This is a genomic window from Nonomuraea sp. GTA35 (genome assembly GCF_041950525.1).
Classification (GTDB): Bacteria; Actinomycetota; Actinomycetes; order Streptosporangiales; family Streptosporangiaceae; genus Nonomuraea.
Genome location: NZ_JBGNUV010000035.1, coordinates 1 through 25,899, shown reverse-complemented (window position 1 = coordinate 25,899; position 25,899 = coordinate 1). Strand labels below are relative to the sequence as shown.

24 protein-coding genes are annotated in these 25,899 nt (G+C 64.2%); 14 read left to right on the top strand and 10 right to left on the bottom strand.

All coding sequences use genetic code 11. The annotated features are described in order from the left end of the window. Positions 1 to 360 precede the first annotated feature (360 nt). A complete protein-coding gene (locus ACBJ32_RS58575) occupies positions 361 to 2,037 on the top strand; it encodes a hypothetical protein (protein WP_375134264.1) in 1,677 nt (558 codons plus the stop codon). Between the two features lie 291 nt (positions 2,038 to 2,328). On the opposite strand, the gene ACBJ32_RS58570 is transcribed toward ACBJ32_RS58575, so the two are convergent. The 3 genes from ACBJ32_RS58570 to ACBJ32_RS58560 form a co-directional block, all read right to left on the bottom strand. Then, on the bottom strand, positions 2,329 to 3,105 hold the full coding sequence (locus ACBJ32_RS58570) for an AAA family ATPase (protein ID WP_375134263.1): 777 nt from the start codon (positions 3,103 to 3,105) through the stop codon (positions 2,329 to 2,331). A gap of 84 nt (positions 3,106 to 3,189) precedes the next feature. After that, positions 3,190 to 3,663 (bottom strand): NUDIX hydrolase, encoded by a 474-nt coding sequence (locus tag ACBJ32_RS58565; RefSeq protein ID WP_375134262.1) that lies wholly within the window; start codon positions 3,661 to 3,663, stop codon positions 3,190 to 3,192. A gap of 56 nt (positions 3,664 to 3,719) precedes the next feature. After that, positions 3,720 to 3,986 (bottom strand): winged helix-turn-helix domain-containing protein, encoded by a 267-nt coding sequence (locus tag ACBJ32_RS58560; RefSeq protein ID WP_364569689.1) that lies wholly within the window; start codon positions 3,984 to 3,986, stop codon positions 3,720 to 3,722. Positions 3,987 to 4,351: 365 nt separating this feature from the next. On the opposite strand from ACBJ32_RS58560, the gene ACBJ32_RS58555 reads away from it, so the two are divergent. Both ACBJ32_RS58555 and ACBJ32_RS58550 read left to right on the top strand, forming a co-directional pair. Next, positions 4,352 to 4,576 carry a hypothetical protein gene (locus ACBJ32_RS58555; protein ID WP_375134261.1) on the top strand — a complete coding sequence of 75 codons (225 nt, stop codon included), beginning with the start codon at positions 4,352 to 4,354 and terminating at the stop codon, positions 4,574 to 4,576. A gap of 191 nt (positions 4,577 to 4,767) precedes the next feature. Continuing rightward, the gene (locus ACBJ32_RS58550) at positions 4,768 to 5,982 is read left to right on the top strand and encodes a helix-turn-helix domain-containing protein (protein WP_375134260.1); all 1,215 of its coding nucleotides are present in this window, start codon (positions 4,768 to 4,770) and stop codon (positions 5,980 to 5,982) included. 188 nt (positions 5,983 to 6,170) lie between these two features. Here ACBJ32_RS58550 and ACBJ32_RS58545 read toward each other — a convergent pair whose 3' ends face one another. Next, the gene (locus ACBJ32_RS58545) at positions 6,171 to 6,554 is read right to left on the bottom strand and encodes a GntR family transcriptional regulator (protein ID WP_080044968.1); all 384 of its coding nucleotides are present in this window, start codon (positions 6,552 to 6,554) and stop codon (positions 6,171 to 6,173) included. Positions 6,555 to 6,698: 144 nt separating this feature from the next. On the opposite strand from ACBJ32_RS58545, the gene ACBJ32_RS58540 reads away from it, so the two are divergent. The 9 genes from ACBJ32_RS58540 to ACBJ32_RS58500 all read left to right on the top strand — a co-directional run bounded on the left by ACBJ32_RS58540 (position 6,699) and on the right by ACBJ32_RS58500 (position 13,752). After that, positions 6,699 to 7,031: a hypothetical protein gene (locus tag ACBJ32_RS58540; RefSeq protein WP_080044969.1), complete on the top strand. Its 333-nt coding sequence runs from the start codon at positions 6,699 to 6,701 to the stop codon at positions 7,029 to 7,031. Then, entirely contained in the window at positions 7,024 to 8,394 is a 1,371-nt protein-coding gene (locus tag ACBJ32_RS58535) for an FtsK/SpoIIIE domain-containing protein (RefSeq protein ID WP_375134259.1), read from the top strand. Before ACBJ32_RS58540 ends, ACBJ32_RS58535 begins: the two co-directional genes overlap by 8 nt. A gap of 4 nt (positions 8,395 to 8,398) precedes the next feature. After that, the gene (locus ACBJ32_RS58530) at positions 8,399 to 9,097 is read left to right on the top strand and encodes a DUF2637 domain-containing protein (RefSeq protein WP_375134258.1); all 699 of its coding nucleotides are present in this window, start codon (positions 8,399 to 8,401) and stop codon (positions 9,095 to 9,097) included. Then, positions 9,094 to 9,423 (top strand): hypothetical protein, encoded by a 330-nt coding sequence (locus ACBJ32_RS58525; RefSeq protein ID WP_375134257.1) that lies wholly within the window; start codon positions 9,094 to 9,096, stop codon positions 9,421 to 9,423. The genes ACBJ32_RS58530 and ACBJ32_RS58525 overlap by 4 nt, the downstream gene beginning before the upstream one ends. A 12-nt stretch (positions 9,424 to 9,435) precedes the next feature. Continuing rightward, the gene (locus ACBJ32_RS58520) at positions 9,436 to 9,597 is read left to right on the top strand and encodes a hypothetical protein (RefSeq protein WP_375134256.1); all 162 of its coding nucleotides are present in this window, start codon (positions 9,436 to 9,438) and stop codon (positions 9,595 to 9,597) included. A gap of 249 nt (positions 9,598 to 9,846) precedes the next feature. Further along, on the top strand, positions 9,847 to 11,178 hold the full coding sequence (locus ACBJ32_RS58515) for a replication initiator (RefSeq protein WP_375134265.1): 1,332 nt from the start codon (positions 9,847 to 9,849) through the stop codon (positions 11,176 to 11,178). After that, entirely contained in the window at positions 11,175 to 11,366 is a 192-nt protein-coding gene (locus ACBJ32_RS58510; protein WP_080044974.1) for an AlpA family transcriptional regulator, read from the top strand. The genes ACBJ32_RS58515 and ACBJ32_RS58510 overlap by 4 nt, the downstream gene beginning before the upstream one ends. Then, complete coding sequence (locus tag ACBJ32_RS58505) at positions 11,363 to 12,727, top strand: tyrosine-type recombinase/integrase (RefSeq protein ID WP_375134255.1); 1,365 nt, start codon at positions 11,363 to 11,365, stop codon at positions 12,725 to 12,727. The genes ACBJ32_RS58510 and ACBJ32_RS58505 overlap by 4 nt, the downstream gene beginning before the upstream one ends. 485 nt (positions 12,728 to 13,212) lie before the next feature. Continuing rightward, entirely contained in the window at positions 13,213 to 13,752 is a 540-nt protein-coding gene (locus tag ACBJ32_RS58500) for an EF-hand domain-containing protein (protein ID WP_375134254.1), read from the top strand. Between the two features lie 124 nt (positions 13,753 to 13,876). Here the strand turns inward: ACBJ32_RS58500 and ACBJ32_RS58495 are convergent, their stop codons facing one another. Both ACBJ32_RS58495 and ACBJ32_RS58490 read right to left on the bottom strand, forming a co-directional pair. Further along, entirely contained in the window at positions 13,877 to 14,680 is an 804-nt protein-coding gene (locus ACBJ32_RS58495; protein WP_375134253.1) for a carbohydrate kinase family protein, read from the bottom strand. Continuing rightward, positions 14,673 to 18,107 (bottom strand): ADP-ribosylglycohydrolase family protein, encoded by a 3,435-nt coding sequence (locus tag ACBJ32_RS58490; protein ID WP_375134252.1) that lies wholly within the window; start codon positions 18,105 to 18,107, stop codon positions 14,673 to 14,675. The genes ACBJ32_RS58495 and ACBJ32_RS58490 overlap by 8 nt, the downstream gene beginning before the upstream one ends. A gap of 297 nt (positions 18,108 to 18,404) precedes the next feature. Between ACBJ32_RS58490 and ACBJ32_RS58485 the strand changes: the two genes are divergently transcribed. After that, on the top strand, positions 18,405 to 20,165 hold the full coding sequence (locus ACBJ32_RS58485) for a hypothetical protein (RefSeq protein WP_375134251.1): 1,761 nt from the start codon (positions 18,405 to 18,407) through the stop codon (positions 20,163 to 20,165). Between the two features lie 2 nt (positions 20,166 to 20,167). Further along, positions 20,168 to 20,461, top strand: a complete 294-nt coding sequence (locus ACBJ32_RS58480; RefSeq protein ID WP_375134250.1) for a WXG100 family type VII secretion target — start codon at positions 20,168 to 20,170, stop codon at positions 20,459 to 20,461. A gap of 6 nt (positions 20,462 to 20,467) precedes the next feature. On the opposite strand, the gene ACBJ32_RS58475 is transcribed toward ACBJ32_RS58480, so the two are convergent. The 4 genes from ACBJ32_RS58475 to ACBJ32_RS58460 all read right to left on the bottom strand — a co-directional run bounded on the left by ACBJ32_RS58475 (position 20,468) and on the right by ACBJ32_RS58460 (position 25,741). Further along, positions 20,468 to 20,929: a hypothetical protein gene (locus ACBJ32_RS58475; protein ID WP_375134249.1), complete on the bottom strand. Its 462-nt coding sequence runs from the start codon at positions 20,927 to 20,929 to the stop codon at positions 20,468 to 20,470. A 160-nt stretch (positions 20,930 to 21,089) separates the two neighbouring features. Beyond that, positions 21,090 to 21,404 carry a putative quinol monooxygenase gene (locus tag ACBJ32_RS58470; protein WP_375134248.1) on the bottom strand — a complete coding sequence of 105 codons (315 nt, stop codon included), beginning with the start codon at positions 21,402 to 21,404 and terminating at the stop codon, positions 21,090 to 21,092. Positions 21,405 to 21,731: 327 nt separating this feature from the next. Further along, on the bottom strand, positions 21,732 to 23,627 hold the full coding sequence (locus ACBJ32_RS58465) for a DUF2075 domain-containing protein (RefSeq protein ID WP_375134247.1): 1,896 nt from the start codon (positions 23,625 to 23,627) through the stop codon (positions 21,732 to 21,734). 269 nt (positions 23,628 to 23,896) lie between these two features. Further along, on the bottom strand, positions 23,897 to 25,741 hold the full coding sequence (locus ACBJ32_RS58460; protein WP_375134246.1) for a DNA/RNA helicase domain-containing protein: 1,845 nt from the start codon (positions 25,739 to 25,741) through the stop codon (positions 23,897 to 23,899). Positions 25,742 to 25,899 lie beyond the last annotated feature (158 nt).

The window sequence follows — 25,899 nt, the reverse complement described above, 5'->3', positions numbered from 1 at the left end:
GCCGATTGGCCCAAGGCGCCGGTCTCGGGCGGAAAGATCTCAAAGACCCTGCACCGGAAGTAGGCATCCCCACGCGCCCTGGCCGACGGGGCGTGACTTGCCCCACCGTCATTAGCACCGGAAGCGGCGCGGCAGCCTAACCGTCCGTTCAGGCGGACCGACACTGCCTTCCCTCAATCCAGCATCTTTGCAGTCAAAGCTGAGTGTACGTTAGCTACTGTCCGCTGATGGCGGGCCGATCCCGGGTTACGTGAGGTTGCTCTGCTGTGCTTCCCGGCTGCACAACACGCCACAGCAACCCGCGTGTCCGGTCAGTGCGCCTCGTAGCACCGGAAGCGATTTGTATGTAATCATTTGGCGATGATGACTCCCGAGCCAGACCTACAGCAACGTCTACTTGATGCGATGCGCAGGGAAGAGGAGAACCCATCTACGGTCTCGTCGCTGCTAGACCCATTTCAATACGTTGCCTCCGCCAACTATGTTGTGCCAATGCTTTTGGATTTGGCTATTGAACGAGGCAATGAGATAGTCGATCACGTGCCAGCATATAGCTCACTTGATCACGCTGCAAACTGGCAGAATTTGATCGCTGCCATCCGGCGTTTTGAAGATTTCACCATGCCCTACTTCAACCATGCGCTATTTCCTGACCCGTTCGCCGAAGAACTGCTGGCCTACGAGTTTCAGAAAAGGCGGCGACAGCACATAATTTCATCTTTTCAGCAGGATCTTTGGCGTCTCATGTCCGATGAAGGCAAGCTCCGAGTCTCACTCGCTAAGCCGGTGCGCCGATCAGCTCTCCATCTCGTAAGCCATATGGCCGAGCATGCATCCCATACTACCGAGGTCGCTGCAATGCTCAAATTGCCAGGCGAGGAGATGGACCTAAGCGAATTGACGCTTGCACTAGATATCTCTGCCCTGAAGGTCTTCTCTGAGAGCTCTCCCCAGAGTTGGGACCTACTTTGTGCGGGCCTAGACTTCCCTATGGAGATGCTGCCTTCTTTTCGAGCATGGTTCGTTTACCTAGCTCAGACATCGGTGAGGCGGTGGTTCACAATTGATGAGCTGTGGGCCGATTGGACGGAGTTTACAGATAGGAGGGGGATTGAATGTCAAAGTCGCCAGTATTTCGAGGCCATTGTTAATCTGCATGCTCTTACCCCAAGCGAAGCCGAGTCATGGGGTTGCCAAGCGCCATTTCTCCGCTGCGGGGAGTTCTTAGCCGTTTGGTTCTTTGCCTTTCATGCTCTCCCTCCAGACCTCATATTTCTTACCTTGCTTACGCGACGTTACGATCGCCTTTGGAGTACTACGATAGGTAGCACGCTTGCCTCAGCCGCAGACTGGCTCGGTAGCCAACTTCCTACCAATCCACGCTTGGCATGGGCGGCACGGAAGAGATTCCGTGACGTTGGCGACGCCGACCTCATCCTTTGGGACCGTCACACAGACGACATTGTCGTTCTCGAACTGAAAACTACGTACGACAAATTTCGGAGCCACTTCCAACTGCGCAACTACATCGATCAACGCGTGAACTTCTCCAAGGCTACCTCCCAGGCGAAGCGGGTCGCTGAAGCCATAACGCAGGGCACTTGGTCGATGCGAGATATTTTTGGTAAGGCGGCGCCCAAACAACCGAGATCTGTCACTCCTGCCGTGCTGACCTGGTGGGACACTTTTAACCCGACTCTTGGCACCGAGAATGAGATACTATGCTGCAACTTTTCTACGTTCGCTTACATTGCGACTGAAGCTGAAGGCAACCTCAATGCCACCGTTACAACGATTCGCGAATTGACAATGCTATTTTGCCCCGGCCAGCTGCACCCCATGGATATATCGCTAGATGGCCAGCAAAGGACTTTCTTCCGTGAAGTTCAAGGAGCGGAACTACCGCCATCGAGCTACTGGGGTGATATGGCTCCATTGACTGTAAAATTACTCATGCAACTATCGCGATGGCCGTCCGATTGGGATAATCATGTCGACGATGGCGCACCTCTTTTTATCTATGACAGCACAATGTAGCCCCAAGCAAGGTCATGGCCGAACTGAGTCCAGAAACTATTTCAAGCGCTCATGATTGGTTGCCGACCAGGCCAGCGCGTGGGCAGCGGTGGCCGCGACCGGCCGGAGAGCCGCAGCGCGGCCAGCGACTGCGCGACGCGCGGCAGCCCGCCACAGGCGGGCTGCCCTTGAAACCGTAGAGAAAAGTCTCATCCAGTCGGTGAGTACTTGGGCGATCATGGTGTCTACCTGCACTTTTGCTGGTTCCAAGGAAGCTCGGTAGATGGTGGACGCCTTGCTGGGGTTCGTCGCTCAGTGCAGTTCCAGCCCCGCGAGGATCCGGTTCAGCGTTTCGTGCGCTTGGTGGACGAGAGCGATTGCGGTGCCGAGGCGATTGTCGACGACGATGTGGGCGGCGGAGGGGTGAGTCTCGGTGTTGAGGGTGCCGGCGTACGCCTCCCAGTTCTGGAGCTTCCACGCATCGCGCGGGTCGCCGCGAAGTTCGATGTGCTCGCGCATGGACGCGGCGTCGCATCGCACCCACACCACCGCCACGTCGACGTCCTCGGCGTCGCAGCGATTGATCAGGTGAGACACCCAGTTGGGGTCGGCCAGCTCGGCGATGAACGGAGCCGACAGGATCGCGGAGGTCCCCGCGCTCAGGTTGTCGAAGGCGGTCTCCATCAGACAGCGGTACTCCAACGGTCGCACCTCGTGCAGGTACAGCTCCGTGTGCCGGTCGTCAGGGTCGCCGCCGAGAGAGACAAGGAGCCGCTCGACCAAAGGGCGGGTCAAGGTGTCCTTGTCGAGGAGGGTCCAGCTAGTGAGATAGGAGAGGAACCGGGAGAACTCGGTCTTGCCCGATCCAGCGTAACCGGCGACGAGTATGAGGGTTGGCTTCGAGCTGTTGCGGCCCTGATGGCGTCGCCACGCGTCAATGACGCCGTTGAGGAGGGTGTCCGCCTCGGCCTTGGCTGGGTGGCCTGTGACTTTGAGCAGAGTACGTTTGATCAGCCGGTCGGCTGCGTTGTCGCCCGAAGGGTCGGCGGGTGCCGGCAGAGCTGGGACGCTGTCTTCCGATGCGGTCATTTCACCTGAAGGCGGTAGACGGAGGTCAAGGGCGGGTGGCTGGGGCGTCGCGGTTGAAGCTGCGTGCCATCGACTGCGCCTGGTTCAGCCGATGTGGGGACAGTTGCCCTGCAGGAAGTGGCTGATTCTCAGCCGCATGGAGCGGTGCATGTCGTAGGTGCCGAGTTCGTCCGGCATCACCCAGCGCACCTCTCGGGATTCCGGGCTCGGAGTCGGCTCGCCGCTCACGGGTCGCGCCGTAAGAACGAGGGAGAACTCCTGGCGGACCTCGTCGTTGCCGGTGTAGTGAATGACGTGGCCGGGATTGCTGTAGGTGCCAACCAGTCCCGTGATCTCGCAGGTGATCCCGGTCTCTTCGAGGGTCTCGCGGATGGCGGCCTGAGGGATGGACTCGCCGAGGTCGATGGCGCCACCGGGTAGGGCCCAGTTGTCGTTGTCGGAGCGGCGGATGAGCAGCAGCTCGCCGGCCTCGTTGGTGACGACGACATTCACGGAGGGGACGAGGCTGTTGGCGGCTGGCGCTCTCGGGTCGTTGTAGTAGTCGATCCGCTGGCTCACGTCCCCGGAGCCTACTCCGCGGAGGCGCTCTCCTTGAGGACGTTGGCGTTCTTGCTCTACTCGGCCTCGCTGCCAGTTTTGACGAAGCTGCCCAGGTTGGGGACGGTGTAGACCTTGCCGGCGCTTCTGAGGCGTTCCATGGCCTTGCGTATGGTGGGGCGGGCGACTCCGAACTCTTCCATGAGCTTGACCTCGGAGATCTTGAACTTGGGACCCCACTCGCCCGAGTCGATGCGCTCGTTCAGGACTTCGAGGATCTGCTCCCAGCGGGAACGGTCCTCGTCGAACTCCCAGGTGCGCGTGTGCTCGACATATCTGGCCACGCTATGAGAGTAGGAGGGCGTTTCACGGCCCTTCACGCCGGATCGTGAAGCTTCATGGAGCGCCATGGAGTAGACAGGTACTTACAGGCTTGCTAGCTTGGGGATATGGCGTTGGTGAGTGACGGTCCAGTGCCCCGCCGGGTGGGGTTGCGCGGGTGCGCTCCGGCCTGCCGCTCCGAGAGTGCGCACACCGCGGCTGGAGATGGCTCCTCGCTCACCAACGCCTGTTCATCGAACACGGTCTCCACGAGTGCCGCCGGTGCTCTGCTGGTGATCGCTCTTCATGAAGGACGGTGAGCCCTGTGGCAGATGACGACGACTTTCACGGCACACACCCCGCCTCGCCGCGTCCAGACGCGGTGCCGGTGAGGTGGGCAGAGGTCGAACACCGCCCGCTGCCCGCACGCGTCCGGGGCTACACCTGCGAATGCCTGTCGATGGTCTTCGAGGACTGCCGGGCCGGCGGGCAGGGCTTCATCCGGCGGTACGACCGATCGGTCTCTCCATGGGTCATCGCCGAGAGCCCGAGAGTCAAGGTCAGTGCCGCCGAGACGCTGTGGCGACAGCTCATCAACGGCGAAGCGAGGTGAGGACGCGCCGAACCTCATAGCCCACGCACACGTAGCGTCACAATCTGAAACTGATCTGTGACGAGCGTTTCCGCAGGTCGAAGGCCGACCTGCGGTTTCGCATGCCTGCCGACTGGCAGTTTTTCTGCCAGTGGCCCACGTCACCCGTCTTATCGTCGAAGCAAGCGACGGCGAGAGGGAGGGGCTCGGACGTGGCAACAGAGTACGCGACGCAGGGCCAGAGGATCGCGCGAGCGCGTCACCGCAAGGGGTGGGATCAGGCCACCCTCGCTGAGAAGGTTGGCCGCTCCGTCTCCTGGCTGTCGAAGGTGGAGAACGGGCGGCTGCCACTGGACCGCATGAGCGTGGTCGGGCAGCTCGCTGAGGTGCTCGGGGTGGAGGTCGCAGAACTCACCGGCCAGCCGTACCAGCACGAGACGACGGATCTCGACTCCGGCCACGCGGCGGTGCCGGCGCTACGGCTCGCACTTCAGCAGGCCTCGCTGCCCAGCGGGATTATGCTCCGGGCGGCAAGAGAACCTCGGCCGCTGCAGGAACTTGAGGCGAACGTGCGCCTCGCCGAGCAACTGCGCCAGGACGCCAGGTTCACCGCTCTGGGCGAGGTGCTGCCCGGCATCCTGACTGACCTGATCGCCGTCACCAACGACTCGTCGGCCGATCGCGAACGGGCCGAGGCGCTGATGCTGCGGGCCTGCCACATGGCGCGGGTGTCGTCCAACCTCCTGGGACATCATGACCTGGGCTGGACCGCCGTGCAGCGTGAGCTCGTCGCCGCGCAACGGGTCGGCGCCCCGGACCTGGTCGCCGCCGCGAGTTGGGACCTCTGCGGCGTGTGGCTGCACGAAGCGCAGCTCGACCCCGCCAAGGACGCGGCCCTGTCGGCGATCGATCAAATCGAGCCCCACGTAGGCGGGAGCGACACGATCAAGGCGATGTGGGGCGCCCTGCACCTGCGGGCCGCAGTAGCGTACTCGCGGCTGTGGGATCAGCGAGAGGCCGAGGACCACCTGGAGGAGGCTCGCCGGGTCGCCGAGGTGCTGCCGCGGGATGGCAACGTCTTCCAGACGCAGTTCAACCGGGTGAACACCACGATCCACGCGGTAGAGGTGAGCATGGAGCTGGGCCGGCCCCGCGAGGTCATCTCCCGCGCCGAACACGTCGAAGTCGCCCAGATTGCCTCGTCCGAACGCCAGGCCCACTACTGGACCTGCACCGCGGCGGGCTACCACATGAACAGGAAGGACAACCAAGCGGCAGACGCTCTGCTCCGTGCCGACCGGATCGCGCCCCAGCACGTCCGGAACCGTCCACTGGTCCGCAACATCGTGCGCGACCTGAGGGACAGCGGCAACCTGCATCGTCAGCGCGAGATTCTCAACCTCGCCAAGGCGATGCGGCTGCTGTGAGCACGGAAGACGGAGGGCTATCCGCGCAATGGCTCCCCACCTGTCAGGTAACCCGGGGGCGCTCCGGCGTCCTGCCTACACAATGGGGTGGTACGTGGGTCTCAGTGAGATCGAACGACAGATCCTGCTACGTGAGCTGGCGGAGATCACGGTCGACCTGGCCGAACTCCAGCGGCGCACCGCGAGGATCACTTCTCGGCTTGATCAGGACGAGTCCGGGCGTCTAGCTCGTCCAGCCTGACTGTCAGCTTCTGCATGTGCTGACGGATCTCGCTCAGTTGCTCGGAGATGATGCGGAACTCTTCGCTGTGCTCGCCGGGTGTCGGGCCGGCGGTCTCGTCGTCGGGGGTCCGGCTGACGAAGCTGCCGGCACCCTGGCGGGTCTCGATGAGTCCCTCGTCGCGGAGGACGGCTAGGGCATTGCCGATGGTCATCATGGCAACGCCGTACCGTTCGGCCAGTTCGCGGGCCACGGGGAGGCGCTCGCCGACCGCGTAGCGGCCTGATGCGATGTCGCGCCGGATGTCCTCGGCGATTCGCAGGTACGGCCGACGCCGGTCGGTGGATGCCATGACCCAACTTTAGCCTTTCTAGATGCCTAGGTCTCTGGGCAACCCGTAAGCAATCTCGATCCGAGTCAGCTATCTTGGTTTACAAAGCTAGATACCTAGGTATCTTGGTAAGTAGAACACCGCCTCTGAAGGAGACCAGCTCTCGTGCGTACCATCCCGATCCCCGTCGACACTTCCAAGCTCGTCATCACCTGCGTCAAGGCGCCCAAGCCGCGCCTGCTGAACAAGGACACCGGAGAGATCAAGACCGACAAACACGGCAACACCGTCTACGAAGTCACCGTCTCGGTCGAGGACGAGTTCGGCCGGATCGAGCTCGTCAAGATCGGCACCTCGGGGGAGCCCCCGATCAGCGCCGGTCAGCAGGTCAATCCGACCGGCCTGGTCGGGTACGTCTGGGAGATCGCCGGCCGGTGGGGCATCTCCTACCGCGCCGCCGCGCTCCTACCGGTGGACACGGAGCCGCTCCGTGTCTGACACCACGCTCATCATGCTCGGAGTCCTGGCCGCTTCGGCGGCCGGGCTCTGGGCCTGGCGCCGCTGGCATTTCCCGTCGTTCTGGCTCGTGGTGGCCTTCCCGTTCGTCGCGATCAGCGTACGGGCAAGCTGGCGCAAGGTCGCACTCGGCTGCAACCTCACCAAGAAGCGGCAGCGCTTCTGGTTCACCACCGTCCCCGGCCTGGTCGCCTTGACCGGCGTCGTCCGCGTCCGGCGCAAGTGGCAGCGCATCGCCGTGGACACGAAGCCGTTCATGTGGCTGCCCAAGCCCACCCGGTACGGATGGCGGGTCACCCTGCACACCCTTGAGGGCCAGATTCCCGCCGACTACTCCGACGCCGCCGAACGGCTCGCCCACTCCTGGGGCATCCACGCGATCCGCGTCTCGTCCCCTCGTCCCGGTCGGGTCGTCCTGTCCGCCACCGTCCGCGATCCACTCGTCCGGGTCGAGAGCCTGCCGACCTCGCCCGAGCTGCTCAAGGTCATCGTCGGACGCTTGGAGACCGGCGGCCCGTGGATCATCGACTTCAAGACTGTCCCGCACTACCTCAACGCCGGAGCCACGCAGTCAGGCAAGTCCAACCTCGCCAACGCCCTGGTCCAAGGACTCGCGCCTCAGCCGGTCGCGCTGGTCGGCTTCGACCTGAAGGGCGGCGTGGAGTTCACCCCGTACAGCCCTCGCCTCTCGGCGCTGGGCACCACACGCATTGAATGCACCGCCCTGCTCGATGACCTCGTCGGCCTGATGACCAACCGCATGGCCCTGTGCCGTGAGGCCGGCGCCCGCAACATCTGGCAACTCTCGGACGAGCAGAGGCCCGTGCCCGTCGTCGTCCTGGTCGACGAACTCGCCGAGCTGTACCTGATGGCCGACAAGAGCGAGAAGGACGAGATCGCCAAGACCTCAACGGCGCTCCTGCGGGTGGCTCAGCTCGGGCGGGCCTTCGGCATCTACCTGTTCTGCTGCGGCCAGCGGATCGGCTCCGACCTCGGCCCCGGCGTCACCGCCCTCCGCGCCCAGTGCTCAGGACGGATCTGCCACCGGGTCAACGACCCCGAAACCGCCACCATGACCCTCGGCGATCTTGACCCCGCCGCCCTCGCCTCGGCGCGCGCCATCCCCGCCGAGACACCGGGCGTCGCGATCGTCGCCTCCCAGGACGGCCAGTGGTACCGCGCTCGCTCCTTCTACGTCAGCGAGCAGGCCGCCGAACTCGCCGCAACCACCTATGCCGACCGAACGCCCACCTGGTCGGACATCGTTGCCGGCCACACCACGCCACCGACTGACGCCGACCTCGCCGAGTTCCTCGACTCCATCCCGGACCCGCGGAAGGCCTGATCCAATGCGACGCCTCGCCCACTGGCTGCTCGACACCGGCCCCGTCCTCATCCTGGCCCTCATCGCTGGAGCTGGGTCCTTCACCCACATCCGCGACACCGCCAGCGAACACGGACAGTCCGGCTGGATGGCCTGGGCGATCGCCGTCTGCGTCGACCTGACCTGCGTCATGGCGGCTCGCGAACGGCAGCGAGACAAGAAGACCGGGCGCCAGCGGCGGGGCCCGATGTCCTGGCCGGTCCTCGTCCTGACCGGGGGCATTGTCCTCTCCCTGGCCGCCAACCTGCAACAAGCCGACCCGACCGTCTGGGGCTGGATCACCGCGGCGACTCCGGCAGCGGCCTTCCTCGTCGCAATCTCCATGCTCGAACGCCGGACGTCGGGTCCTCATCCCACCTCGTCCCCGGAACCCTTCGAGTCGTCCGCGATGGACGTCCCGCCCCGTCCTCGTCCCGACGAACCGCTCGCCGTTCCCTCCAACGATCGTCCTGCTCTCGTCCCGGCTGAGGGCGAGGATCGGCCCGAACCTTCTCCCGCGCTTGTCGACTACGCCCGCCGAGTGGCCGACGAACACCACGCCAGGCACGGCAAGCCCATCACCCGCGACGTCCTCCGCGCCCGCCTGGGCGTCTCCGAGCAACTCGCCTCCGACCTACTCAGCATCTCTGGAACGCTCCAATGCCCCGAAAGGCAATCGCCATGAACAACGACCGAGACGCCCTCATCGCCGGACTGATCGCCCTGGCCGGCTTCCTCAAGGCCAATCCGGAAGTACCCACCTCGGTGGCGCCTGTCATCATCCGCGGCTTTCCCGCGAACGGCCCCGACGAGCAGATGTGCGCCGAGGTCGACAAGGTCGCCGCCCTGCTCGGTACGGAGATCGACCCCGACCACCTTCCTCACGGCCACTACATGACCGGCATCGCCTTCGGCCCGGTCACCTACGAATTCACCGCCATCCTCGCCGTCGCCCGTGCTCGCCACGCCGCCGTGGATAGTTACCGCGACTGCATCCAGACCGACATCTAGGAGGTACGCACCATGCGCATCCGCATCGAGGGCAACCGCGCCGAACTGACCCTCGGCATGATCCACCTACGCCAGAACTTCACGATCATGTCCATGTCGCGGGCCTTTCCCGCCCGGAACCGACCGCGTCACTACCGCATCTACCTCACGATCACTCCGCGCGAGAGTCACTGATCATGCCGCCGGAAGAGCCACTGATCGCTCCCGGTTGCTGCTGCACCTGCAACGGCTCGGGCCTCGACGGAGACAGCGACACCTGCCGCGACTGCCACGGCACCGGAATCGACAACCACGGCGCATAGCCGAGATCCCCTCACCTGGCCACACAACCGCCAAGTTCCGCGCCAGGTGAGGGGCCATCCCACCCAGAGCACATCCGGACAGGACGGATCCATCTTGCACCACCCACACGCCATAGCCGGGATGATCTCCCGACTTCATGACCCCGACTACGACCGCTGGGCCTGCCAGATCAAGCGGGCCGGCGGCTGCCGACAGCCCATCCACTTGCGCGGCAAGGTCGAACACTACGACCAAGCCACCGGTCACCTGCTGCACCGCTACAGCACCACCACTGAGCCCAACGGCGTCCTCCGAGTCCCGTGTAAGACGCGCCGCGCCTCACGGTGCCCGGCCTGCGCCGAGGTCTACCGCGCCGATACGTTCCAACTCGTCCGTGCCGGCCTCGTTGGCGGCAAGGGCGTGCCCGAGACGGTCAACTCACACCCCTGTCTGTTCGTGACGCTGACCGCGCCGTCCTTCGGAGTCGTTCACGCACGGCGGGAGAAGAACGGCAAGGTCCTGCCCTGCCACGCCCGCCGCGACGCCGAGGTCTGCCCGCACGGGCGGACGATGTCCTGCACCGACCGGCACAGCGCCGATGATCCGCGACTCGGCGAACCGCTGTGCCCCGAGTGCTACGACTACGACGGCTCGGTCCTGTTCAACGCCATCAGCCCTGAGCTGTGGCGGCGCTTCACGCTCGCCCTGCGCCGCCGCTTCGCCAGGCTGAACGGCCTGACTGTCAAGGCTCTGCGCGAGCACGTCAGCATCGCCTTCGCCAAGGTCGCCGAGTACCAGCGCCGTGGCGTCGTCCACTTTCACGCCGTCATCCGCCTCGACGGCCCGGACGGACCCGACGCTCCGCCACCGACGTGGGCCACGGCAGATGCGCTCGCCCAAGCCGTCCAGCACGCGGCTGCCGCGGTGACGGCTGAGGTCAAGCCTCTGCGCCGCGCCTTCCGCTGGGGCACCCAGCTTGACACCCGCCAGATCACCATGGACGGCGACCTCACCGACCAAGCCGTGGCCGCCTACATCGCCAAGTACGCCACGAAGGCGGCGGAGTGCGTCGGCACCCTGGACCGGCGGATCCAACCTCTCGACAACTTGAACGCCCTCCCGGTGCGCGAGCACGCCCGCCGGCTGATCGCCGCCTGCATGCACCTCGGCAGCCAACCCGGCCTGGCCGACCTCCGGCTCATCCATTGGGCCCACATGCTCGGCTTCCGCGGCCACTTCTCCACCAAGAGTCGCCGCTACTCCACCACCCTCGGCGCGCTCCGCGCCGCCCGCGAAGAACACATGCGCGCCGAAGAGATCTCCATCGGGCGGCTCCCTCTGTTCGAGGAGGACACCGTTCTGGTCATCGGCCACTGGGAGTACGCCGGACAGGGCCTCTCCCTGGGCGAACAGCTCCTCGCCGCAGCCATAACCGGTGTCCGCCTGCCGCAGATGGTCGGTGATCCTCAATGAGCAGAAGCGACGAGCTGCTGACCGTTCCTCAGGTCCTCGACGAACTGGGCGGAGTCTCCCGCCGCACCTTCTACCGCTGGCGCGAGCTCGGCCGCGCGCCGGTATGTGTCCAGCTTCCCAACCTCGAACTCCGCGTCTGGCGGAGCGACCTCATCGCCTGGCTCGACTCTCGACGGGAGGCCGCGTGAACACCACCTACGACGTGAAGTTCAGCCAGGTCCAGCAGCGCTCGAACCGCGGGCTGCCGGTGTACGTCGCCCGCTGGAGGGTCGCGGGCAAGGAGAAGTCCAAGAGCTTCCGGACCAAGGGCCTGGCCAACGCCTTCATGTCCGACCTCCGGCAGGCGGCAAAGGCAGGGGAGGAGTTCGACGTCCGCACCGGGTTGCCAGTGTCGATGCTGGCACCCGAGGCGACTGGACCGTCCTTCCTGGAGTTCGCGCAGGCGTACGTCCTTCGCCGTTGGAACATGTCCGCGGCCCGGACCCGAGAGACGGACGCGTACGCCCTCCTGTCGCTGATCCCTGCCCTCGTAGCCGACGCGCCCCGCCGTCCCGCCGCGGATGCTCTGCGCGAGGTCCTCCGAGTCCATGCGTTGCTACCGGAGAAGCGGCGTACGGACCTGACTCCGACACAGACATCGGTTCTGAGCTGGTTGGAAAGGGCGTCGCTGCCGCTGGCGGCCCTCGGAGAGGCCCATGTGCTTCGTACGGCGCTCGCCGCCGTCTCGGTCACCTTCGCAGGCGAGCCTGCCGGAGCCAACACGGTGCGACGTAAGCGCGCCGTACTGCATCACCTGCTGGAGCACGCGGTGGAGCAGAAGGTCTTCAGCAGTAACCCGCTGGACGAGATCAAGTGGACAGTGCCCAAGGCCGTGACGGCTGTCGACCCGCGCACCGTGGTCAACCCAACCCAAGCCAAGCAGCTCCTCGACGCCGTTCCCAAGGTCGGACGTAAGCGCGGCCCTCGGCTCAAGGCTCTGTTCGCATGCATCTACTACGCCGCGCTTCGGCCTGAAGAAGCGGCCGACCTCAGGCAGAGGAACTGCACCCTGCCGGAATCAGGCTGGGGTCTGATCGTCCTGGAGAAGGCACGGCCTCAGGGAACCAAGCGCTGGACCAACTCCGGCGAGACCCACGAGTCGCGCAGTCTGAAGCACCGCGCCGACAAGGAGACACGAGAGATACCCATCCCGCCCGTCCTCGTCGCCATGCTCCGCGAGCACATCGCCAAGTTCGGCACCGCCGCGGACGGCAGGATCTTCGCCACGGGGACGGGCGGCACCTACTCCAGTTCGGCGCACTCCTACGTCTGGCAGGAAGCTCGCAAACTCGCTCTCACTCCCGCACAGATCATCTCGTCGCTCGCCGCCCGACCGTACGACCTCCGCCACGCGGCGGTCTCGCTCTGGCTGAACGCCGGAGTGCCAGCCGTCGAAGTTGCCAAGCGCGCGGGGCACAGCGTGGACGTCCTGCTTCGGGTCTACGCCAAGTGCATGGACGGTCAGCAAGAACAGATCAATAGCAAGATCAATAGCGCTCTTGATGAATAAGTCCAGGCTCTTCACCTCCGGCCCCGGCCTTCCGGGGCCTTTCACATCGTGCTGCTCGCCATGCCCCGTAGTTCCGCCCCGGGGGGCACGCTGCGTCACTCTGGCATGAACAAGCAGCGAGAGGGGGCCCATACGCAAGGATCACAACTCGACCCCGTCAACCCGACCGCTGAGACGACCACCGTACGGAATGCCCATCCGTCCTCGCATGAGGCACGATGCGTCGAACTCTCTCGATGGGCGTAAATACTCGCTTCCGGCCGCCCCTAGAGATCATCTCCGCGAGTCTGGCATCGCGCCGCCAAACTGCTGCTTGAGGGCCGGTCGCCCCGATGCCGGTGGCGAACGCTGGTGGCAAGGTCGGCCACGCGGATGCCGACCTTCCGGGCTCGAATTGGCCTCTTCTTCGCGACCACGCGTTGACTACACAGAGCTAGTTATGGTGACCTTAAGTAACTGATCAAGAGGTGCAAAAGAGGGGCAGCATGAGCGACGTCACAGCCTTCCGGTACGGCCGTACCTTCGACCTGTTCGACGCCAACAGCAACAACGTGATCGGGTCGGATGACATGGCGGCTCTGGCCACCGGCATCGTGCAGGCCGGCAACCTCGCCACCGACTCGCCCAAGAGCCAGGCGATCCATGCCGCGTACCAGCGGCTCTGGGAGGTTCTCCGCCAGTACGCCGATGCCGACTCCGACGGAACGATCACCCGGGATGAGTTCATCCAGGCCATGAGCAACGCGCTTGTCAGCAAGGTGCAGTTCGCGCAGAGCATCGCCGACGCGGCGAACGCGGAGTTCTCGGTGATCGATGCCAACGACGACGGCCGGATCGACCTGGCGGAACTGCAGGCCACGCTGGAGAGCGTCGGCCTTACGAAGGAAGAGGCCTGTCAATCCGCTGCGAACATCGACACCGATGGCGATGGTGTCATCTCTCGTGGGGAGTACCAGGCGGCGTGGGTCAGGTACTACCTCGAAGGCGACCCTGAGGTCGATATGTACCTGGGCGGGCTTAAATAACCTGGTTGTCGGCGCTGGGGTAGGGCCGAGTTGGCCGAGGGGCACAAGGCCGCGGAGGGTGTTTCTGATCCGAGATCGAAGACGCCCTCCTCATGCCTAACGGCGAGTGGGTCTAGCCAACGACTTATTGATCCGCGGTTGGGTCGCCTGGGCCTTTGACGGGCATGGATGACTTCACTTGTACGGTGGCGGCGGCCCAGGCAAGTCCGAGCCGCACCCCCTCGAAGAGGGGCTTCTCCATGCCGAGCCCCCAGAGCAGACCGCCGGCGAAGGCGTCTCCGGCGCCGGTCGCGTCCACGACTTCGGTGGGGACAGCTGGGAAACGCTCAATGCCGTCTGCCGAGTGCACAGTGACGCCGTGAGCGCCCTCGGTCATGACCGCTGTGGTGTCCTTGGGGATGTCGCTGAAGTCGCTGCGGGAGCCGATCAGGTACCTCATGGCCGGGGTCGTGCCCGGTGGGACGCTCGTGACCAGAGCTCCAGCGGCGGCCATGGTTTGGGCCGCAGGAGTGTAGAGGTCGCGCCAGGAAGCGAAGTAGACGATGTCCCCAGGTGCCACCGCTGCGGTGGGGATGGTGATGTCGTGCAGTAGATCGGGGTGGATGCCGATGATGGTGCGCTCTCCGTTGGGCTCGATGAGCAGGACGACGGATGACGTGTGCCCGTCCAGAACCTGGACGTGATCGATGTCCACCCCCGCTGTGGTCAGGGCTGCCGTCATCTTCTGGCCGGCGGCGTCCGGTCCCACGTAGCCCACCATGTGCACGCGGGCTCCGGCCTGGCTCAGCGCCGTGGCAACGTTCGCGCCGGTGCCCCCAGGACGCTCCTCGCTCTCGGCGGCCTGGACGAAGTGGCCACTGTCGGGTAGTTGATCGACGTACAGAGCGAGGTCCCAGGCGATGGGCCCGATGATCCAGAAGTCAGGCATACATAGACCGTCGCGTTGCCCGCAGCCCTTGTGCAAGCGCTTCCAACGACGATGGGAGAACGACTTGCGACCTCCAGGGGATATCCACGACGTCTTGGCGGCAGCTCAGGATGCCTCCGACGATCGCGGCCACGGTGTCGGTGTCACCGCCGAGGCTGACCGCGCACCGCATGGCGTCAACCGGCTCCTCATGGAGGCTGAGCACGTGCAGGACCGCGCCGAGCGTGTCCATGACGTCCAGTGACACCCCGTCAGGGCTCAGTTCCCACCCTGCGACGTCGGGGACGCCGTAGTGATCGAGTTCCTCTCTGGCGACCGTGATCAACTCCTGGGCGGTACAGGCTTCGAGGGCCCACGATCCCATGGCGGCGATCGCGCCGGCGGTGGCGATGGCCTTCGGGGCGGCGTGGGTGGTCTTGGTCATGCGCTCGACCAGCTTGCGGCGGTGCAGGGCCTCGGTGGCGGGTGTGGCCCAGCCGATGGGCAGGACGCGCATCATCGCGCCGTTGGTGCCTCCGCCGTCTGCGACGAGGGATCCGGTCGCCTCGAACCGTGCGACCGCTCGTCTCGTGGTCGGGCCGGCGCCGTGCATGGTGGGCAGTGCCGAGGCAAGGGCGGTCAGGAAGGCATGTTCTGAGCCGCCGGTGTTGATCACGTTTTCGGCGAGGAGGATGAGCTGTTCGGTGTCGTCGGAAGTGCTGCCGGTCGGCCAATCTCCTCGGGCGGTCAGGGTGTCTGTGAGCGCGATGTCCTGGGGCGGCTTGCCCTCCCAGGGCACGCCGAGCGCGTCTCCACAGGAGAACCCGATGAGCCCGTTGAGGATCCGTTCTGCGGAGGGGATCGCCTGGTCGGAGAACAACCGGTCCAACGCGTTGAACCCTCCCTGAACGGTGAGGCGCCGTCCGACGTCGGCGTGGCGGACACGTTCACGGCCTTGCATGAGGCGTGCCAGGGACAGACGACCGGCCGCGATGTCGTACGGGGTGCCGTGGTGCTTGAACTCGGCCAGGGCGCGTTCGGTCAGTTGCCGTGCGCCTGGGAGGTCGCCGTTGGCGTGGTGGATGTCGGCTTCGCTGAGCGTGATCTTCGCGGCGAGCAGGCCGTCTCCGAGGTCGCGGGCCATGCGGCCTGCTTCTGCCAGGCTGTGAGCGGCCTCTTTCAGCAGGCCGAGGCCGCATTGGGCCTTGCCGAGCCCGTGCAGGGACTGGGCGATGCCGCGGGCGTCTTCCGATGCTTTGCGGATCGTGAGCGCCTTGTTCTGGCTGTCCAACGCGATTCGCCAGGCGCCGGTGGCTTCGGCGACCAGGGCGGCGTCCTGGAGCAGCCCGGCGTACAGGGCCTGATCCCGGAGATGGGCAGGACGCGCCGTGACCTCCTGGAGGGCCTGGTTGATGAGCGTGTCCGCACGCTCAACGTTGCCGGAGAAGTATTCGATCTCGCCGAGAACCTTGAGCCAAGGGGCCTGGTCGGTGGTGCTGTTCATGCCTTCGGTGGCGTGCCGGCGGCCGTCGGTGAAGCGCCCTTGGTACAGCTCGATCTCGGCCAGCCGGAACAGAAAGCCATGGCGTGCGTCTGGACGGGCGAGACTCAGGGCGGCGTGGGCGTGGTGCTCGGCTCGGTCGAAGTCGCCCCGGCAGAAGGCCACTTCGGCGCGTAGGAGTTCGGCGTGTGCCGACTCGCGGGGGAGTTCGTTGAGCAGGGCTTCGGCTTGGTTCCAGTGGCCCAGTCCAAGGTAGGCGCGGGCAACGCGGTACAGGCAGCGGCCTCGGTCGTCGTCGCGGTCGATGCGTAGTTCGCCGAGCAGGCCGGCCAGAGCGCGGCACTGGTCGTAGCGGCCGGTGGCGAGGCTGCGGTCCATGAGCATCACCCAGGCCGTCACGCCCTGCCCAGGGTCGAGATGGCTCAGATGGTAGGCGGCCTCCATCTCGGCGGTGAACTCCTCACGCTCGCCGTAGTGCTGGGCCAGGACCTCGTGCGCCTGTCGTAGCTCGCCCGGACGGACACTCTGCAGAGATCTGCGCAGGATGTTGTGCATGGTGTACGCGCCGGTTCCGCCCGCGGTGCCGCCGCGCAACGGGGCGATGAAGGAGAAGGCCGTCAGTCTGCTGAACGCGCTGCGGTCGCACGGGAAGTCCAGCTCTTGTCCGAGGTGGCGGAAGGTATCGACGGTGAAGGCCCGGCAGGCGCTGACCGCGAGGATCCCGTACTCAGCTTCGGCCGGCGCCCATTGCAGCAGCCGGTGGGCCAGGTCGCGTTCCTTGTCCACCAGGCCGGTGAAGTCCGTCGGGCCCAGCCGCGTACCGGCGGTGAGAGCGACGTCCGCACACAATCCCAGGAAGTAGGGGTGGACTTCGTTGGGGGCGGTGGAGGCGTAGGCGACCAGGGCTCTGCGCATGGACGGGTCAGTGATTCCGGCCATGCTCAGGTATTGGTGGGCGTCGATGGTGCTCAGGTGGCCGACCAGGCGCAGATCCATATGCCGGTCGGGGATGGGGAACACGGGAGCTGTCGACCAGGGTGGCTGGGTGCGGCCCGCGAGGATGGCGATGATTCCGGCACCCAGGTCGAGATGCCCGAGCAGGCAGCGCAGCCACTCGTCCCGCATCAGTTTGTCGGCGTGGAGCAGGCTGTCCGGGTCTCCGATGGCCTCACCGAAAAACGCCTCGTGGGTGTCGAAGAGCAACACGATGCGGGGATGCTCGACGACGGCGTCGTTCAGGTCCTTGGCAAATAGGCGGGGGAGCTCGTGCAGGAGGTCCGGCTCCGGGGTGAGGGTGAGGATCTGCTCGGCGTCCTCCTGAGGGACGCGCCGCTTCATCCGGCCGCGGGTGAAGACCTTGTCCATCCGTGCGTTGATCAGCTGGAACAACTGCTGCCCCACACGCAGGACCGGCAGCGTCATGATGGCGTCGGCGATGTCCAGCGCGAGGCCGGCCTCTCCTCGCGGGAACAACTCGGGCACTCGGTGGGCGATGTCGAAGCCCAGCTTGTGCATGTAGGTGATCGCCGCGAAATCGAAGCGGGGCGTCGCGATGCCATACCGGGCGAGTTGCCGTTTGAGCATGAACAACCCGGAGAACGCCTCCTGCGGCCGGTTCTCACCCGCCGGCCGCGCGCCGAAGTCGATCCGGGCCACTGGGACCTGTCGGCCATGCTCGCTGAGCCGCTCCAGCAGCTCGACGTCTGAGGCCGCCTGAACGGTCGCCCACTGGTCTGTACGCAGGCAGCAGCGCTGTTCCAGGTGCCGCAGCAGCAGCGATTTGCCGTTCCCGCCAAGCCCGTGCAGGTAGAGGATCCGTTCGGCCGCAGGGTCCTCGTTGATGAGCGAGACGACGTGGCGGGTCAGCTCGAAGCGATTCGCGAAGAGATCAAGCGAACGATCGGGAGCCACGACGGACTTTGCTGGGCCTTCCTCGAAGATCGGCACAGTCAGCCCTGCGCAGACGCATATCGCATGTGGTTCTCCAGCGAAGACGTGAATTGAGACGGCAAGAGGGTGCTTACAGCCGTACTTGGTTCTACACCGAGGCAACCTTTCTCTCCACCTTCTCAACCGAGAAGCGAAGGAGCCGTGGGTAGTCGAGCCGGGTCACTCTCGCGAAGGCATTTGCGCTGACCATATATCCGCGGTTCAAATGGTTAATGAGAATGCATAACGCGTTTACCTCGCGTATCGGGACGTGCTTGACTTCCGCCTTGTAAGCCACACCCTCTGGGAGGGTTCATGGGGGAGTTCGTCGGGATCGATCCCCTCGGGGCAGACAAGCTGATCCGCCAGATGGAGACGGGAAAGGACATCCTCGGCAGAACACGGCCGGGACTCGAAGCAGCGATTGCCGAAGCAGGTGAGGACTGGGTCGGCCGGGCGGGCGTCACTGCGATGCACCGGACCTGGTGGTTCTTCCACGAGTCGCAGCAAGACCTGAAATGGCGCGTCGACACCCTCAAGCGGATGGTGCCGACCCAGCAGAAGGGCATGCTGACCGCCACCATGCCCTTCAGCAACCAGACCGAGGCGGCACAGGCGGCCAAGAAGGACGCGGCAGCGATCACCGAGGCCCTCAAGCACCACGACGAGCACCTGTCCGGGCAGAGCTGGGCCGAGGTGGAGAAGGCCGCGGCAGCGCTCAAGGGACGCATCGACGATCCCGCCTACGCTGCGGCCCTCCTGTCCGCTCTCGGCCCCAAGTCCTTCCAGAAGCTGTTCCGCGACTGGATGAACAACCGAGCCGCCGCAGAGCGCCGAGGCCTCCCCCCGGAGGCCGCCAAACGAGCCGGTGAGGGTCTGCCGGGCCTGCTCGCCAAGGCCTTCGCTGGGGCCGAGAGCTCGGGGCGGCTCGGGCCCGAATGGCAGAAGATGGTCGAGACGGCACCCTCGGACATCCTGACCGCCCTCGTCACCTTGGCTCCGCAGTCCGATGCGTTCCTCGCCAAGGTGGCGACCAACCTCCTGAACCGGCCGCCGAACTCCGACGCGTTCCCGACGGATCCCAACTGGAACTTATACAACCTGGCCAAGGCTTTCGCGGCCAACCCTGAAGCATTCCAGCGATTCCTGGCCGAGCACCCGAAAGAGGCCGGGACCATGCTCGATGCCTACACCATCCGCTCGACCGGTGTCCCTGCCTACGAACAAGCGCTGGCAGAGGCGCTGCACGGCGCTCTGAAGCCGGACTCGGGTACGGCTGAGGTGCGGGAACGGGCCTGGCTGAGTGTCATCAACAGCATCGGCGCTGAGAACACGCTATGGGTCGACGGCAGCCTGGGCACGTTCGCCAACTCGCCGATCAGCCGAATGCTCGCCCAGAACATCAAGCCCATCCTCGATCACCTCGCGCGAGGGCAAGCAACGCGGAACTCGCCGAAGATGCCCCACCTGGCTCCGGGACCTCCGTGGGACAAGCTCGACCCTGCCGTAAGCGCGCGCTTCATGGGTGCGTTGATGCAGGATTCCGCTGCGGCCGACACCCTCATGAAGGCGGCGAAGGAGTACACCAAGGAACTGGACATGGGCCGGTTCCATCCTTTCGACCCCGACAACTACAAGCAGGAAGCGCACATTAACCTTGCTGAGCGAACAGGCGCGTTGGCGAACCTCTTGCTGGCTGGTTCTACATACGCAGAGTGGAGCGACGACGAATACGCCGAGCGCATCGCCGGATACATGCTCATGCCGGTGGATTACCTCGACCAGTACTTCCCGGTCGCCAGCAAGATCGTATCCACGGGAAAGGCCAAAGGTCTCGACGAGGTCAAAGACCTTCTGAAGGGCATGATCACGGATTACCTCGACAAGAAGACACCGGATACGGCAGAGACGGTGGTCGGCAAGCTCATTGACGAGCAGATCGCATGGCTGGACCATTCGCTGCGGGAACACGGCTTGCCTGCGATGACGACGTCCCAGCAGGCTCTCATGAGAGATGCGATGGAGGGCCGCGTACAGAGTGCCCTGCTGGATGCGCTGAAAAGAAGGGGTGGCTGACTATGCCGGTCAAGCATCAGTTGCTGCGTGAGGCGGAAGAGAAGGATGCGCTCGCGACGACCTTCACAAGGTATGCGAAGCACCTTGCTGACACCTTTGCTGGCATCCCGTCCAGCCAAGCCGAGGCCGAAGGGTCCTGGAAGGGGCCGGCGGCGGAGCGATATCTCGCACAGGGGGTTCAGCTCAGGCGAGAGATGAGCGAACTGGAAAGTTGCTGCCTGGCTACTGCCGAGAACCTTCGCCGCCGTGCCGTGGAGCTTCGCAAGGAGGCCGCGCAGGCGCCGGATCCGATGTGACCTGGTTCATCCGCTGCTGGGATAGCATTCTGTCTTGCCGATGATCATGACGTTGGGCGTCGTGCCTTTCTGTGCCATGAGGACGAAGGTCAATCGGGCTTGGGGATGGGTCATGACGGCGACGCTCACGTTGTCTTCCCAGAGATCGAGACTGTCCACGATCTCGGTATAGCCCTTACCTTCAAGATCACCTTTGAGCAACCCGACCAGGCTGGGTGGGTTCTCTGCGGAGGGGTTCGCGAAGTTCCCCTTTGCTCGAAAATAGCGTTGCGCCTCGCCTTTCAGGCAGTTCGTGTTCAGGTCCTGGTCTGCTCGCTCCTGCGCCAGCCCTGTTAGGCCTGGTGCAATGCCCGATACCAGCGCGTCCCCATCGCTCACGAGTTGTCGGGCCGCTTCCGTCAGCGTTGGCCGCTCCGGTTCTCCTGTGCATGCGGTCAGGGCCGCGATGCAGGGAAGTAACGCGGCCACTACTCTCCAAGAGGCACGAGGGCGCACGCATGGGACCATATCTGAGGCGACTTCACTCGTACATCCGATTCGCCCCAACCATAGCGAGCTGCGATAGAGGGCCAGTCATTGTGGCGTGATCGCCTCCCCGTCTTTGCTTCCTCAGGAGCTCATGAACGGTTCAGATCAGCGAGCGCACGTCCGCGACGTCGTACTCGGCCACCGAGGCAGTGAGCATCGCAACGCGTTGCGTGTCGCTCGGGCCACTGCTGCGGAACGCCTCGACAGCCATCCGCGACTCCCAGCGCTCGAAGACGTTGATCCGACCGGCATCCAGAAGGTCGGCACTGATGACGAAGCCGAGGCAGGCAGGTGTGCGGCGGGCCAATTCGATGATGTGCAGGCAGTCCGCGAGATTGTCCTCCCACTGTTGCGGCTCGACGACGATATAGTCACAGCGTGCCGACGGTCTGTACCTGAGGCTGAGAGGCGACATCTATTTGACGAGTGGCGTACAGCGGCTGCTGGCCTTGCCTAGCGGCTTCGGATGTCTGACATAGACGAGAAGGCTCTCAGTGGACTGAAATCCAACGCCGCACCACCACGACATCTCGCTATCGCCACGCTTGCCGCACGGGTTACGGTGCCCGAGTATGGTGCCCGAGCCGCACTTTGAACTCGGCGGTTCACTACCCTGTGACGTGGTGTTCGGCGTCCGTCGATGGGCTACCACGTCCAGCTGGACACCGCGACACACCGGAGTTTAGCCGATGGTACGATCTCTAGCCATCGCCGGAACTTCTCTTGATCCGATCCCTCAATGTCACAGAACAGGTACGCCGAGCTCTTTGAACAAGTTGTTAGTTGACGGATCGGTTGAATATAGAACCGCACCAGACATGCCCCTGGTCGCCAGCACGCGGTATGTGTTACGAACCAGTTCATCGAACTGGCGTGCGCCATTAACCTGTGTATCCTTGTTGGCCCGGCGATGACTTTCCCACTTCTGCCCGTTCCAGGTCAGGTCATCGCCGAAGATAACGCCTGCGTATTTGTACTCGAAGCCTTGGGCGGTGTAGATGCAACCGATCTGGTTGAATCCCGCTGGGTGGGTGGCCCATAGGCTGGATGGAGGGATGCCGTTCTTCTCGCGTTCGGCCCGGGAGTTCCAGGGGCGATGCCAATCGCCGATCTGCACGTCATCGACCAATGTCCCGTCGGGACGGGGGTCGTTCCAGGGCCAGCAGTAGCCAGCGGCCATGCGGGCGGTGTCGCCCGCATCCTGTTTGGCCCGTAGGAACTCTTCCATGACGGCGGGAGTGCGGGCGACGTACAGCTCGAAGGTCTCCAAAGGTCGCCATGGTTGGGGACCGTGTGCCCACCCCAAGCCCAAGAGTTGCTCCACCCAGGTGACGTATTCGGGGCACCCGCCACATCGAAACTGGTGGCGTAGATCTATGGGCTGAACTCTGATGCCCATGCTGTCGGCGACCTCACGGATCAGTTTGATCGAGCCCACTTCGCCGCGTCGCACCAGCTGGTGCTCATCGAGCAGGAACACCGGAACAGCGGCAGCCTCGATCAGCTCTTGGACTTGAGGCCGCCCCTGCCGTTGGTCATAGTTCTCGTCAAAGGCGTTACGTCGCCGGTCAGAAGTCTCGCGGAGTCGATGGGCCTCGTCGCAAATCAGGACATCGATATCGTGCGGGGTGGCATGAGTGTAGCTGTTGAAGTAGGAGAAACTTCGAGCGGCACGTCGGTTGACCTTCTCGACGTTGTCGCGCAGTGTCAGGGTGAAGGCTTTGCTGCCGGTGGCGTGTACGGCGCGTACGCCTTGCCGGTTCAAAGCGCCGAGTAGCTCCACAGCGATAACGCTCTTCCCGGTGCCTGGGCCTCCTACGATCAGGACGACCTCCTTAGGGGCGCCCTGCTTGCTCGCCTTCACTGCCGCTCTCACGTACTCGTAGGCCGCTCTTTGTTCGTCGAGCAGGGCAAAGACCGTGCGTTCGCAGACGCTCTCATTCACCACCGTCATCAGGCTTTCGGTGGGGGACACTGGTGCTTCTAAAAATTCTTGTACGTACCTGGATGCCTTTGCCGGCGACAGAACGTCGCGAAGTGCCCTTTTGAAATAGTCACGGTGATCAGAGCAGAACATTCGCACAACAGAGGAGTCATACTGGAGGCCGACGGTGGCAGGCCGGATCGCTGTCAAGTCCTCGCCAGTGGCATTGTGCATGTTGACGAAGCAGCGGACCTCGGCCATGCTTCGGACCAGTGGGATGTAGTCGATGAGAACTTGGCGGTAGTCCCAGACCTGCCTGATGGGGTGGGGATGTGGTCTTCGGTTCGGCTGTCTGGATATGTAGACCAGCTCGGGAGCCGGTCCAGGCGTCGCCCAATGCCACTGCTTGTTCTCCACCACAACCAGTGACATTTTCCCGTTGGTTGGATGGGAGCCGATCAACACCATGTCCATCCGCACATCACTGATCGGAGTCTTCAATTCGAGCAGCACCTGAACGTCGCCCAAGCCCTCCTCCAGCAACAGGTCAACGACAGTAGGGATGCTGTTGCGCCACGACTCGACCTCTTGCGTATTCAGATCCCCTCCGATCAGATCTTCATAGCCTCGTCTGAGCTCTCGCAGAAGTCCGCCCGCAGAGATAAGGGCGGCGAGTTCGTTGGCGGTTGCTTGGTATAGACAGCGCGATGCCACGAAACTACTCCTTCACGGTGGGGGAGCATGCGACAAAGAAGGCTTATTAGGCACATCGTATCCATCATGTCAAAACGGACATAGATTGCCAGATAGGGATAAAAGTCAATGCTCAAGTGAGAAGCTGGATCTACAGGCTCAATTCCGGAATTCTTGGCCGTTTAGCCCGTGTTCCTGCATCGGTCTTCTTCAGGCTGTAGAGCGCGAAGAAGGACCACGGCGCTATGACGAGCCGCGCGACCGAATGGCTGCCCGTTCTAATTAGCGGCTTAGGGATGTGAGGGCGGTGCCAAGATCACGGAAGGGCTGACTGAGGCGTCCCGGCATGGCATGAGACTGGCAAGGAAGTCGCGTAGCTCGGGGTTGACCGCGTGGATGACGGTTCCTCGCATGCCACGGGTGAGCAGGACCTTGTACACGTTGCGCACGAGTTGGTCGAAGTCGCTGTCGAGGACGGTTTTGCGGCTCTTGAAGGCAGGGTCTTTGTTCTCACTACGGACGGTGATCAGTTGCCCATCTTGGACGGCGAGATCCGGGCCTAGGATGACGCCGTTCCAGTCGTACTCGAATCCCTGGGCGGTGTAGACGCAGCCAACCTGGCTGAACCCGTTCGGCTCGCTGGCCCACAGCATGCTCGGTGGGTAGTCGCCGACGGCGCGGTCCTTCTTGACGTTCCATGGCCGTGCCCAGTCGCCGATGACGACGTCGTTGACCAGGGTGTCATCGGGACGGGGGTCGCTCCAGGGCCAGCAGTAGCCGGCGGTCATGCGAGCGGTGCCGGTCTGGTCGCTCAGGAAGGCTTCGAGCTCTTGCGGGGAATCGGCGAGTTGTATCTCAAAGTCCTGGTCTCCGTCCCACTCCATGGGTCCGCCGTCGGCCAGGCCAAGCAGGCGCAGGACCCATTGCTCGTACTTCCGGCTACCGCCACAGCGGAACTGCTCATCGAGGGATACGGACCGTACGTCGTAGCCCTTGGCGCGGGCGTAGCTCTCGATACTCGCCACGGTACCGAGTTCGCCCGGCCGTACCACCTGGTGCTGGTCGAGGAGGAAGACCGGGACTCGGGCCGCCGACAGCAGCTCGTCGAGCTGGCTGCGTCCCGTCCTTTTCGCCGCCGGGGTGAAGCGATTGGTGGACGTCTCGCGGATACGATGAGCTTCGTCGCAGATCAGCACGTCCATGCCATTCTGCTCGGCGTCGGTGAAGCTGTTGAAGTACTTGAAGAGGTTCTTGATCCGGGTACTGCCGCGGCCGGGGTAGCGCCGCATGGTCTGAGTGAACGATTGTGAGCCGGTGGCATGCAGTGCGGAACGGCCTTGCCTGTGCAGCTCTCCGAGGAGCGACAGCGCGATGACGCTCTTACCGCTGCCTGGACCTCCGGTGACGATGACCACCTGCTTGGAGTCCGCACGGCGGGCCTTGTCGACGGCACCCATGACCAATTCGTATGCGATCTGCTGCTCGTCCAGCAGGGTGAACTGCTCGCGGTCGCGGATCTCTTTCGAGGCGTAGGCCATGAGCTGCTTGCTGGGAGAGACGGCGCTGCGCAGGAGGCGGTCTGCGGCGTCGGCCCCAGGCTTGTCGGACAGCCGGTCGCTCAGGTAGCGGAGAAAATCGCCGCGTCGTTGTTTGGTGAAGAGGCGGCTGCGTTCGTCGCGAACCTGATCTGACAGGCCGTCGACGTCCAGGTCCATGGCGTTGTGCAGGTATGCGGCTCCATGCAGGGCGTCTGGCTTGCCGTTGAACACCCCTAGGAAATCGCACATGTATTCGCAGTATCGGCGCACCTGCTCCGCCGGATTGAGTTTCTCGCCGCCCGGCATGCCGTCCACGATCACCAGATGGTCGCCCAGCTCGGAGGGCTCGGCACGGCTCCACTGCTTGAGCTCGATCACGACGTAGGAGTCTTCGCCGGTCCTTGGGTGTATGCCGGCGAGCACCACATCGGCGCGCTTGCTCGTCAGCGGGAGCTTGTACTCCACGAGCATCTCGACCCTGTGCAACCCGGCGTCGGCGAGATCGCGGGCAAGGACGGGTAGGCTGCGCTGCCAGGACCTCACCTCGGAAGGCGAGGAACGGCGGCCGGTCGTTGCGTGCACGTGTTCGGCGATCACCTCCGCGAACGCGGCCTCATTGGGAGAGACGACTAGGGCGTGTATTGGGTTGTGATCAAGGGGTGGGTCGTGTGAGGTCTTTGATCCAAATCATCGCGCCACGAAGGTGGAGGCCGGCGATGTAGCTCTCAGGGGTCTTGTCGTAGCGGGTGGCGATG